Genomic DNA, 10,744 nt, shown 5'->3' on the forward strand with positions numbered 1-10,744 from the left:
TGTGAAGCTGGAAGACTGCTGGGCCTGGGGCTTTTCGGGCGTCATGGTACGCGGCTCGGGCGCGGCCTGGGACCTGCGCCGCTCGCAGCCCTATGAGTGCTATTCCGACCTCGATTTCGATATCCCGATCGGCAAGAACGGCGACTGCTACGACCGTTACGTCATCCGCATGATCGAGATGCGCGAAGCGGCCAAGATCATGCGCCAGTGCGTCAACCGCCTTCTGGGCGATGCCAAGGTCGGCCCGGTCTCCTCGATCGACGGCAAAATGGTGCCGCCGAAGCGCGGCCAGATGAAGCGCTCGATGGAAGCGCTTATCCACCACTTCAAGCTCTATACGGAAGGCTACCATGTGCCTGCCGGCGAAGTGTATGCGGCCGTCGAGGCGCCGAAGGGCGAATTCGGCGTCTACGTCGTCGCCGACGGCACCAACAAGCCGTACCGTTGCAAGATCCGCGCACCGGGCTACGCCCATCTTCAGGCGATGGACTTCATCTGTCGCGGCCACCAGCTCGCCGACGTCTCGGCGATCCTCGGCTCCCTCGACATCGTGTTCGGCGAGGTCGATCGCTGATGCCGAAACTAGCCCTTGCCACGCTGATCTTCCTGGGAAGCGCCGCTGTCGCCGGCGCGCAGGAGGACGTGCAGGTCGGTGCGTCCAGCGCCTCCATGGGCCAACTGGCAAGCCAGGGCTACGAGATCAAGGCGGCGGCGCCGAACGGCAGCCGCTACGTCGTATTCATGCAGAAAGACACGTCGGCCTACGCCTGCGAATTCGTCAACACGACGCAAACGCAGTGCCGGCAGATTAACTGAGACAAGGCGTTACAGAATGTCCGTTCGTCGACTAGCCGATGACAATGTCCAGCCCGCCAGCTTCGCCTTTACCAAGGAGAATGCGACCTGGGCCAAGGCAACGATCAACAAGTATCCGAAGGGCCGCCAGCAATCGGCGGTCATTCCGCTCCTGATGCGGGCGCAGGAACAGGACGGCTGGGTCACCAAGGCGGCGATCGAATCCGTCGCCGACATGCTCGACATGGCCTATATCCGTGTGCTCGAGGTCGCGACCTTCTACACCCAGTTCCAGCTGCTGCCGGTCGGTACGCGCGCCCATGTCCAGGTCTGCGGCACGACGCCCTGCATGCTGCGCGGCGCGGAAGACCTCATCAACGTCTGCAAGAAACGCATCCATCCCGAGCCCTTCCATCTCAACGAGACGGGCACGCTTTCCTGGGAAGAGGTCGAGTGTCAGGGCGCCTGCGTCAACGCGCCGATGATCATGATCTTCAAGGACAGCTATGAAGACCTGACGGCGACGCAGCTCGAGCACATCATCGACCGTTTCGATGCCGGCAAGGGCTCGACGGTCGAGACCGGCCCGCAGGTCGATCGCATCTTCTCCGCCCCGGTCGGTGGCCTCACCAGCCTCAACGAACCGGAAGCGGCCGCAAAGAAGGCGCCGGCCCGCGCCAAGAAGACCGAGGAGGAGAGCGTCAGCGTCCCCCCGTCGAATGCCGCCAAGCCGAAGACGGATGCCGTCGAGACCGATCCCAAGCTGAAGACGCCGGCGACCGCCAAGGCGGAAGCGGCCGCCAATGCCGAGGCAACCGGCGACACGCGCGCCGAGGGCGGCGATGCCGCCGCCAAGCAGCCGCTCGCGGAGGCCGGCAAGCCGTCGCTGGAAGACAAGAACCGCCCGGCCGCCATCGCGCGCCCGCAAACGCCCGACGACCTGAAGCTCATCTCCGGCGTCGGCCCGAAGATCGAGGGCATCTTGCACGAGCTCGGCATCTTCACCTTCGCGCAGGTCGCGGCCTGGAAGAAGGCGGAGCGCGAATGGGTCGATTCCTATCTGAATTTCAAGGGCCGCATCGAGCGCGACGACTGGGTCAGGCAGGCCAAGGCGCTCGCCAAGGGCGGCGAAGCGGAATACATCCGCGTCTTCGGCAAGAAGCCGCGGTAAAGGGGTGAAACATGCTTAAGGACCAGGATCGCATCTTCACCAACATCTACGGCACCAAGGACAAGTCGCTGAAGGGCGCCATGGCCCGCGGCCATTGGGACGGCACCAAGCAGCTGCTCGAAAAGGGCCGTGACTGGATCATCAACGAGGTCAAGGCCTCGGGCCTGCGCGGCCGCGGCGGCGCCGGCTTCCCGACCGGCCTCAAGTGGTCCTTCATGCCGAAGGAATCTGACGGCCGCCCGCACTATCTCGTTGTGAACGCCGACGAATCCGAGCCCGGTACCTGCAAGGACCGCGATATCCTGCGCCACGATCCGCACACGCTGATCGAAGGCTGCGTCGTCGCCTCCTTCGCCATGGGCGCGAACGCCGCCTATATCTATGTGCGCGGCGAGTTCATCCGCGAGCGCGAGGCGCTGCAGGCGGCGATCGACGAGTGCTACGACGCCGGCCTTCTCGGCAAGAACAACAAGCTCGGCTACGACATCGACATCTATGTCCACCACGGCGCCGGCGCCTATATCTGCGGCGAGGAGACCGCGCTGCTCGAAAGCCTGGAAGGCAAGAAGGGCCAGCCGCGCCTGAAGCCGCCGTTCCCGGCGAATATGGGCCTCTATGGCTGCCCGACGACGGTCAACAACGTCGAATCGATCGCCGTGACGCCGACCATCCTGCGCCGCGGCGCCAGCTGGTTCTCCTCGTTCGGCCGCCCGAACAATGTCGGCACCAAGCTGTTCATGATGTCCGGCCACGTCAACCGTCCCTGCACGGTCGAGGAGGCCATGGGCATCTCCTTCAAGGAAATGGTCGAAAAGCACGGCGGCGGTATCCGCGGCGGCTGGGACAACCTGCTTGCCGTCATCCCCGGCGGCGCATCCTGCCCGGTCGTCAAGGCCGAGGACATGATGAACGTCACGCTCGACTTCGACGGCCTGCGCGAGGTGAAGTCCTCCTTCGGCACCGGCGGCATGATCATCATGGACCGCTCGACCGACATCATCAAGGCGATCTGGCGCATCTCGGCCTTCTTCAAACACGAGAGCTGCGGCCAGTGCACGCCGTGCCGCGAAGGCACCGGCTGGATGATGCGCGTCATGGAGCGCATGGTGAAGGGCAATGCGCAGAAGCGCGAAATCGACATGCTGTTCGACGTGACGAAGCAGATCGAAGGCCACACGATCTGCGCCCTCGGCGATGCGGCGGCCTGGCCGATCCAAGGCCTCATCCGCAACTTCCGCCCGGAAATCGAGGCACGCATCGACCAGTATACGGCCAACGCCATGGCGCACGGCGCCGTGCTCGAAGCAGCGGAGTAAGACGATGAAGACGCCGGCAGGACAGGATGCGAATGCAACCAGGGTTCAGCCGGCGGAGGCCGGCGGGAACGATCCCTTCGGGCTCGCGCCCTGGCTGCGGGAAATGCCGGACGTGCCGCTGCACCCGCTGATGGCCCATCCGGTGGCGGCGATGGCCGCGACGACCGCGATCGGCTTCGGCATTGCGGGCCAGATGGCCGGTGCGATGCTGGGCCTGATGCAGAGCGCGGCGGAGCGGGCCAAGGTGGTGCTCGACGAGGCCGCGGCGCTGGCGGCGGAGCCGCAGCCGGTGGAGCCGGTCAAGGCGAAGCCGGCGCTGACCGTGGTGCCGAAGGCGGAAAAGCCCGCCGTGGCGAAGACGGTGACGGTGGCGCGCGAGAAAAGTGCGACGCCGAAGGCGGCCGGTGCCAGACAGGCGCGCAAGGTGCCGGCGGCGAAGTCCGCCAAGGCCGATGACCTGAAAGCGATTTCGGGCATCGGGCCGAAGCTGGAGCAGGTGCTGAACGGCATGGGCTTCCGGCGCTATGCCGACATCGTGGGCCTGACGCCCGCCGATGTCGCAAGGATCGAAGCCGAACTCGGTTTCGCAGGGCGCATCGCCCGCGATGGCTGGGTGGAGCAGGCAAAGGCGCTGGCGAAGGGCAGGGGCTGAGACCCCGCCGGAACCGGCAGATGGAACAAGGCCGAAGGGACGGGACCCGGACCTGAGGCTGGACAGAATGGCGCTGGCGAGACGCGGGGCTTTCCCGCGTCAAAAGCGGGATTGAGATATGGCAAAGCTGAAAGTCGACGGAAAAGAAATCGAAGTCCCGGATCACTTCACGCTGCTTCAGGCGTGCGAGGAGGCCGGCGCCGAGGTTCCGCGCTTCTGTTTCCACGAGCGGCTGTCGGTTGCCGGCAACTGCCGCATGTGCCTCGTCGAGGTGAAGGGCGGCCCGCCGAAGCCGGCGGCCTCCTGCGCCATGGGCGTCAGGGACCTGCGCCCCGGCCCGAACGGCGAACCGCCGGAAGTCTTCACGACCACGCCGATGGTCAAGAAGGCACGCGAAGGCGTGATGGAGTTCCTGCTCATCAACCACCCGCTCGATTGCCCGATCTGCGACCAGGGCGGCGAATGCGACCTGCAGGACCAGGCGATGGCCTTCGGCATCGACAGTTCGCGCTACGCGGAGAACAAGCGCGCGGTCGAGGACAAGTATATCGGCCCGCTCGTCAAGACGATCATGAACCGCTGCATCCACTGCACGCGCTGTGTCCGCTTCACGACGGAAGTGGCCGGCATCACCGAGCTCGGCCTGATTGGCCGCGGCGAGGATGCCGAGATCACCACCTATCTCGAACAGGCGATGACCTCCGAGCTGCAGGGCAACGTGGTCGACCTCTGCCCGGTCGGCGCGCTGACCTCCAAGCCCTTCGCCTTCACTGCCCGCCCGTGGGAGCTGAACAAGACCGAATCGATCGACGTCATGGACGCCGTCGGCTCGGCGATCCGCGTCGATACCCGCGGCCGCGAGGTGATGCGCATCCTGCCGCGCGTCAACGAGGAGATCAACGAGGAGTGGATCTCCGACAAGACCCGCTTCATCTGGGACGGCCTGAAGACCCAGCGTCTCGACCGCCCCTATGTCCGCAAGGACGGCCGTCTGCAGCCCGCCAGCTGGGCCGAGGCCTTCGGCGCCATCAAGGCCGCCGTCGCCGGCAAGCCGGGCGACCGCATCGGTGCGATCGCCGGCGACCTCGCCTCCGTCGAGGAAATGTATGCACTGCGCGAGCTGATGGCCTCGCTCGGCTCGAAGAATATCGACTGCCGCCAGGACGGTTCGGTGCTCGATCCGTCGCTCGGCCGTGCCAGCTACCTGTTCAACCCGACCATCGAGGGCATCGAGCAGGCCGACGCGCTGCTCATCGTCGGCGCCAATCCGCGCCTCGAAGCCGCCGTGCTCAACGCCCGCATCCGCAAGCGCTGGCGCATGGACAACTTCCCGATCGGCGTGATCGGCGTCGAGGGCGAGCTGCGCTACGACTACGACTATCTCGGCGCCGGCACGGACACGCTTTCGGCCCTCATCGACGGCTCGCTCTCCTTTGCCGAAAAGCTGAAGAAGGCCGAACGCCCGATGATCATCGTCGGCCAGGGCGCGCTGTCGCGCGCCGATGGTCTCGCCGTTCTCTCGGCCGTCGCGAACCTGGCGGAAAGCGTCGGCGCGGTGACGGCGGACTGGAACGGCCTTGCGGTCCTCCACACCGCGGCCGCGCGCGTCGGCGGCCTCGACCTTGGCTTCGTGCCGGGCGAGGGCGGCAAGACCGCGGCCGAGATGCTGACCGGCACGGACGTGCTCTTCCTGCTTGGCGCGGATGAAATGGACTTTTCCAACAAGACCGCCTTCACGGTCTATATCGGCTCGCACGGCGACAATGCGGCGCATGTCGCCGACGTCATCCTGCCGGGCGCGACCTATACCGAGAAGTCGGGCACCTGGGTCAACACCGAAGGCCGCGTCCAGCTGGGCAACCGCGCCGGCTTCGCGCCGGGCGACGCCCGTGAGGACTGGGCGATCCTGCGTGCGCTGTCCGACGTGCTCGGCAAGAAGCTGCCCTTCGATTCGCTGGTGCAGCTGAGAGCGAAACTCCACGCCGCACACCCGCATTTCGCCGCGATCGACGAGATTGCGGCCGGCGATATCGCCGATCTTTCCGCACTTGCGAAAAAAGGCGGGACGATGGCGAATTCCGGGTTTGCGTCTCCGATCAAAGACTTCTATTTGACGAACCCGATAGCGCGCGCCTCCGCGGTCATGGCCGAATGCTCGGCGCTGGCCCGCAACAATTTCAAAGCCGCGGCGGAATGAGCGCGAAGGGATAAAGCATTATGGACGCTTTCGTTTCGACCTATGTTTGGCCCGGCCTGATCATGGTGGCCCAGTCGCTGCTGCTCCTGGTCGCGCTCCTGGTCTTTATCGCCTACGTGCTTCTGGCCGACCGCAAGATCTGGGCGGCCGTGCAGCTGCGCCGCGGCCCGAACGTCGTCGGCCCCTTCGGCCTGTTCCAGTCCTTCGCCGACCTCTTGAAGTTCGTCTTCAAGGAGCCGGTGATCCCGGCGACGGCCAACAAGGTGATCTTCCTTCTCGCGCCGCTCGTCTCCGTGACGCTGGCGCTTGCCACCTGGGCGGTCGTTCCGCTGAACGAAGGCTGGGTGATCGCCAACATCAATGTCGGCATCCTCTACATCTTCGCGATCTCCTCGCTCGAAGTCTACGGCATCATCATGGGCGGCTGGGCTTCGAACTCGAAGTATCCGTTCCTCGGCGCGCTGCGCTCCGCCGCGCAGATGGTCTCCTACGAAGTGTCGATCGGTTTCGTCATCGTCACCGTTCTGCTCTGCGTCGGCTCGCTGAATCTGACCGATATCGTCAATTCGCAGCGTGACGGCGTCGGCACGATGATCGGCCTGCCCGGTTCTTTCCTGGATTGGCACTGGCTGGCGCTGTTCCCGATGTTCGTGGTGTTCTTCATCTCGGCGCTCGCCGAAACGAACCGCCCGCCCTTCGACCTGCCGGAAGCCGAATCCGAACTCGTCGCCGGCTTCATGGTGGAGTACGGCTCCACCCCGTACATGATGTTCATGCTCGGTGAATACGCCGCCATCTGCCTGATGTGCGCGCTGACCACGATCCTCTTCCTCGGCGGCTGGCTGCCTCCGGTCGACGTCTGGTTCCTCAACTGGGTCCCGGGCATCGTGTGGTTCGTCCTGAAGGCGTGCTTCGTCTTCTTCATGTTCGCGATGGTGAAGGCCTTCGTGCCGCGCTACCGCTACGACCAGCTCATGCGTCTCGGCTGGAAGGTCTTCCTTCCGATCTCGCTCGCCATGGTCGTCATCGTTGCATTCGTGCTGAAGCTTACGGGCTGGTCCGCATGACCGCCCGCGACCTCAGCAGCATTGGAGCTTAAGCATGGCTAGTCTTTCGCAAGCCGTAAATTCGCTGTTCCTCAAGGAATTCGTCGGCGCGTTCTTCCTGTCGATGCGCTATTTCTTCCGCCCCAAGGCGACGGTGAACTATCCCTTCGAAAAGGGCCCGGTCTCTCCGCGCTTCCGCGGCGAGCACGCGCTGCGCCGTTATCCGAACGGTGAAGAGCGCTGCATTGCCTGCAAGCTGTGCGAAGCCATCTGTCCGGCTCAGGCCATCACCATCGAGGCGGGCCCCCGCCGCAACGACGGCACGCGCCGCACGGTGCGTTACGATATCGACATGGTGAAGTGCATCTATTGCGGCTTCTGCCAGGAAGCCTGCCCGGTCGACGCCATCGTCGAGGGCCCGAACTTCGAGTTCTCGACGGAAACGCGCGAAGAGCTCTACTACGACAAGCAGAAGCTGCTCGAGAACGGCGATCGCTGGGAGCGGGAAATCGCCCGCAACATTGCTATGGATTCGCCTTACCGCTGATTTCAGGCGGAAGGCATAACGAATGTAAAGTGCCTGACGAGCGGTCGTCAGGCTTCGACGGGGGAGGGGGAACCTTCTCCGGGGAAGACGAAAAGGCACCAAAATGGGTCTGCAGGCTCTATTCTTCTATCTGTTCGCCTTCGTGGCGGTGGCGTCCGCCTTCATGGTGATCGCGTCCAGGAACCCGGTCTATTCCGTGCTGTTCCTGATCCTCACCTTCTTCAACTCGGCGGGCCTGTTCCTTCTGACGGGCGCCGAGTTCCTGGCGATGATCCTGCTGGTCGTCTATGTCGGCGCGGTCGCGGTCCTCTTCCTCTTCGTCGTCATGATGCTCGACATCGATTTCGCCGAATTGAGGGCAGGTGCCCTGGAATACGCGCCGGTCGGTGCGCTGATCGGCCTGATCCTTGCGATCGAGCTCGTGGTCGTCGTCGGGGGCTCCACGCTCTCGCCGGAAATCGCCAGCAACGCCTCGATGCCGATCCCGCCGGTCGCCGAGCGCCAGAACACGGCCGCCCTCGGCGACGTGCTCTATACCCACTACGTCTACTACTTCCAGATCGCCGGCCTCGTGCTGCTCGTCGCCATGATCGGCGCGATCGTGCTGACGCTGCGCCACAAGCCGCATATCAAGCGCCAGGACATCCCGACCCAGGTCGCCCGTACGCCGGAGACCGCCGTCGAGATCGTCAAGGTGAAGCCCGGTCAGGGCATCTGAGGCAGCGCGAGACCAAGGAAAAGCATCATGGAAATCGGTATTTCCCACTATCTCACCGTCAGCGCCATCCTCTTCACCCTCGGCGTCTTCGGTATCTTCCTGAACCGGAAGAACGTCATCGTCATCCTGATGTCGATCGAACTCATCCTCTTGTCGGTCAACATCAACATGGTCGCATTCTCGGACTTCCTGAACGACATCGTCGGCCAGGTCTTCGCGCTGTTCATTCTGACCGTCGCGGCTGCGGAAGCGGCCATCGGTCTTGCAATTCTCGTCGTCTTCTACCGCAACCGCGGTTCGATCGCCGTCGAAGACGTCAATATGATGAAGGGCTGATCGGGTCATGGATACCATCATCAAGGCAATCGTCTTCCTTCCGCTGATCGGCTTCCTGATCGCCGGCATCGGTGGCAATGCCATCGGCGCCAAGGCGTCCGAATATGTCACGTCCGGCTTCATGATCCTGGCGGCAGTCCTGTCGTGGATCGTCTTCTTCGACGTCGCCATGGGCGAGACGGAGATGGTCAAGGTCAGCGTGCTGCGCTGGATCCAGTCGGGCGGCTTCGACGTCGAGTGGGCGTTCCGCGTCGATACGCTGACGGCCGTCATGCTCGTCGTCGTGAACTCCGTCTCGACGCTCGTGCATGTCTATTCCATCGGCTACATGCACCACGACCCGCATCGGCCGCGCTTCTTCGCGTATCTCTCGCTCTTCACCTTCGCCATGCTCATGCTGGTGACGTCGGACAATCTGCTGCAGATGTTCTTCGGCTGGGAAGGCGTGGGCCTTGCGTCCTATCTCTTGATCGGTTTCTGGTACAAGAAGCCGTCGGCCTGCGCTGCGGCCATGAAGGCCTTCATCGTCAACCGCGTCGGTGACTTCGGCTTCATCCTCGGCATTTCCAGCGTCTTCGTGCTCTTCGGTTCGATCAACTTCGAGACGATCTTCGCGACGGCCGCGACCTATCTGCCGGCCGAAGGCGCCGCGGATGCCGCAGCCCCCGTCATCACGCTGTTCGGCATGAGCCTCGACAAGGCGGATGCGCTGACCGCAACCTGCCTCCTGCTCTTCATGGGCGCGATGGGCAAGTCGGCGCAGTTCCTGCTGCACACCTGGCTGCCGGACGCCATGGAAGGCCCGACGCCCGTTTCGGCGCTCATCCATGCCGCGACCATGGTCACCGCCGGCGTCTTCCTCGTCGCCCGCATGTCGCCGATCTTCGAACTGTCGCACACCGCCCTGATGGTCGTGACGCTGGTCGGTGCCATCACCGCCTTCTTCGCGGCGACGGTCGGCCTCGTGCAGAACGACATCAAGCGCGTCATCGCCTATTCGACCTGCTCGCAGCTCGGCTACATGTTCGTCGCGCTCGGCATCGGCGCCTATGGTGCGGCGGTCTTCCACCTCTTCACGCACGCCTTCTTCAAGGCGCTTCTGTTCCTTGGCGCCGGCTCGGTGATCCACGCCGTCGACGGCGAGCAGGACATGCGTTACATGGGCGGTCTTCGCAAGCACATCCCGATCACGTTCTGGATGATGACGATCGGCACCCTGGCGCTGACCGGCGTCGGCATTCCCGGTACGGTCATCGGTTTTGCCGGCTTCTTCTCGAAGGACGCGATCATCGAATCGACCTTCGCCTCGCACAGCCCGGTCGCCGGTTTCGCCTTCGTGCTCCTGGTCATCGCCGCGCTCTTCACGAGCTTCTACTCCTGGCGCCTGGCCTTCATGACCTTCTTCGGCAAGCCGCGCGCCTCTGCCGACGTCATGCACCATGTGCACGAGTCGCCGGCCGTGATGCTGATCCCGCTCTATTTGCTGGCCACCGGTGCGGTCGTCGCGGGCGTGATCTTCGTCGAGTATTTCTTCGGCCACCACTATGCCGAATTCTGGCAGGGTGCCCTGTTCACGCTGCCTGGCAACGACCTCGTCAACGAGTACCATCACGTTCCGAAATGGGTGAAGTGGAGCCCGTTCGCGGCCATGGCCCTCGGTTTCGTCACCGCCTGGTACATGTACATCCGCTCGCCGGAAACGCCGAAGTACCTCGCCGAGCAGCACCGCGGTCTCTACCAGTTCCTGCTCAACAAGTGGTACTTCGACGAACTGTACGACTTCATCTTCGTCCGTCCTGCCATGTGGGTCGGCAAGTTCCTCTGGAAGAAGGGTGATGGCGCCGTCATCGACGGCCTCGGCCCGAACGGTATCGCCGCCCGCGTGGCCGATGTCACCGAACGCGTCGTTCGCCTCCAGACCGGTTACCTCTATCACTACGCATTCTCGATGCTGCTGGGTATTGCA

11 protein-coding genes are annotated in these 10,744 nt (G+C 64.0%); all 11 read left to right on the plus strand.

Features of this window, described 5'->3' with window-relative positions; genetic code table 11:
- The coding region (locus M9955_26460; GenBank protein ID MCO5085191.1) for an NADH-quinone oxidoreductase subunit D at positions 1-574 on the plus strand (574 nt) is incomplete at its 5' end.
- Positions 574-816: a hypothetical protein gene (locus M9955_26465; protein MCO5085192.1), complete on the plus strand. Its 243-nt coding sequence runs from the start codon at positions 574-576 to the stop codon at positions 814-816. The genes M9955_26460 and M9955_26465, both read left to right, overlap by 1 nt.
- 16 nt (positions 817-832) lie before the next feature.
- The gene (locus M9955_26470) at positions 833-1,966 is read left to right on the plus strand and encodes an NADH-quinone oxidoreductase subunit E (protein ID MCO5085193.1); all 1,134 of its coding nucleotides are present in this window, start codon (positions 833-835) and stop codon (positions 1,964-1,966) included.
- A gap of 11 nt (positions 1,967-1,977) precedes the next feature.
- Positions 1,978-3,282, plus strand: a complete 1,305-nt coding sequence (nuoF, locus tag M9955_26475) for an NADH-quinone oxidoreductase subunit NuoF (GenBank protein MCO5085194.1) — start codon at positions 1,978-1,980, stop codon at positions 3,280-3,282.
- 4 nt (positions 3,283-3,286) lie between these two features.
- A complete protein-coding gene (locus M9955_26480; GenBank protein MCO5085195.1) occupies positions 3,287-3,934 on the plus strand; it encodes an NADH:ubiquinone oxidoreductase in 648 nt (215 codons plus the stop codon).
- 118 nt (positions 3,935-4,052) lie between these two features.
- Complete coding sequence (gene nuoG / locus M9955_26485) at positions 4,053-6,131, plus strand: NADH-quinone oxidoreductase subunit NuoG (protein MCO5085196.1); 2,079 nt, start codon at positions 4,053-4,055, stop codon at positions 6,129-6,131.
- Positions 6,132-6,151: 20 nt separating this feature from the next.
- Complete coding sequence (gene nuoH / locus M9955_26490; GenBank protein MCO5085197.1) at positions 6,152-7,198, plus strand: NADH-quinone oxidoreductase subunit NuoH; 1,047 nt, start codon at positions 6,152-6,154, stop codon at positions 7,196-7,198.
- A 34-nt stretch (positions 7,199-7,232) separates the two neighbouring features.
- Complete coding sequence (gene nuoI / locus M9955_26495; protein MCO5085198.1) at positions 7,233-7,724, plus strand: NADH-quinone oxidoreductase subunit NuoI; 492 nt, start codon at positions 7,233-7,235, stop codon at positions 7,722-7,724.
- 103 nt (positions 7,725-7,827) lie between these two features.
- Positions 7,828-8,442 (plus strand): NADH-quinone oxidoreductase subunit J, encoded by a 615-nt coding sequence (locus M9955_26500; GenBank protein ID MCO5085199.1) that lies wholly within the window; start codon positions 7,828-7,830, stop codon positions 8,440-8,442.
- 27 nt (positions 8,443-8,469) lie between these two features.
- Positions 8,470-8,778 (plus strand): NADH-quinone oxidoreductase subunit NuoK, encoded by a 309-nt coding sequence (gene nuoK, locus M9955_26505; protein MCO5085200.1) that lies wholly within the window; start codon positions 8,470-8,472, stop codon positions 8,776-8,778.
- A gap of 7 nt (positions 8,779-8,785) precedes the next feature.
- The coding region (nuoL, locus tag M9955_26510) for an NADH-quinone oxidoreductase subunit L (protein ID MCO5085201.1) at positions 8,786-10,744 on the plus strand (1,959 nt) is incomplete at its 3' end.

The organism is Rhizobiaceae bacterium, from assembly GCA_023953845.1.
In the GTDB taxonomy this organism is placed as follows: Bacteria; Pseudomonadota; Alphaproteobacteria; order Rhizobiales; family Rhizobiaceae; genus Arvimicrobium.

Bases quoted from the DNA above. Each gene is read 5' to 3' on its own strand.
- nuoF (MCO5085194.1), top strand. From the start codon at position 1,978: ATGCTTAAGGACCAGGATCGCATCTTCACCAACATCTACGGCACCAAG.
- M9955_26465 (MCO5085192.1), top strand. From the start codon at position 574: ATGCCGAAACTAGCCCTTGCCACGCTGATCTTCCTGGGAAGCGCCGCT.
- nuoH (MCO5085197.1), top strand. From the start codon at position 6,152: ATGGACGCTTTCGTTTCGACCTATGTTTGGCCCGGCCTGATCATGGTG.
- nuoI (MCO5085198.1), top strand. From the start codon at position 7,233: ATGGCTAGTCTTTCGCAAGCCGTAAATTCGCTGTTCCTCAAGGAATTC.
- M9955_26470 (MCO5085193.1), top strand. From the start codon at position 833: ATGTCCGTTCGTCGACTAGCCGATGACAATGTCCAGCCCGCCAGCTTC.
- M9955_26500 (MCO5085199.1), top strand. From the start codon at position 7,828: ATGGGTCTGCAGGCTCTATTCTTCTATCTGTTCGCCTTCGTGGCGGTG.
- nuoG (MCO5085196.1), top strand. From the start codon at position 4,053: ATGGCAAAGCTGAAAGTCGACGGAAAAGAAATCGAAGTCCCGGATCAC.
- nuoK (MCO5085200.1), top strand. From the start codon at position 8,470: ATGGAAATCGGTATTTCCCACTATCTCACCGTCAGCGCCATCCTCTTC.
- M9955_26480 (MCO5085195.1), top strand. From the start codon at position 3,287: ATGAAGACGCCGGCAGGACAGGATGCGAATGCAACCAGGGTTCAGCCG.